The sequence below is a fragment of the Flavobacterium silvaticum genome, assembly GCF_012911565.1.
Classification (GTDB): domain Bacteria; phylum Bacteroidota; class Bacteroidia; order Flavobacteriales; family Flavobacteriaceae; genus Flavobacterium; species Flavobacterium silvaticum.
This window is the reverse complement of record NZ_JAAMPU010000047.1, coordinates 1-339: the sequence shown is the minus strand read 5'-3', so window position 1 is coordinate 339 and position 339 is coordinate 1. Positions and strand designations below refer to the sequence as shown.

Sequence of the window (339 nt, the reverse complement as noted above, 5' to 3'; positions counted from 1 at the left end):
GGGTGGCACTTGGTGTGAACGCACCACAGTACTATGCCCAGGCACCGGGAGTCTACACCGCCGATGTGGTGAGCATCTCCCAAGGCTGTCTGTCGCAGACGGCCTCGCATACGCTGATCCTATCAAGCCCTCCTGTGGCGCTGAGTCCGGCCTATACCGTGACCGATGCCTTCCAGGATACCCAGACCATCACGATCAACGTGGAGGGTGTGAACCTTGCCGATTACCAGTACTCCCTTGACGGCGGCGCGCTGCAGAGCAGTCCGGTGTTCACCAACGTGGGCATGGGCAACCACAGCGTACGCGTGGTGGGCTATTGCGACGAGATCGTCATACCCG

General features: G+C 60.8%; 1 pseudogene. It reads left to right on the top strand.

Going from position 1 to position 339, the window contains the following annotated elements:
* Positions 1-339 (top strand): annotated as a pseudogene (locus G6047_RS00170) (hypothetical protein); the annotation flags it as partial.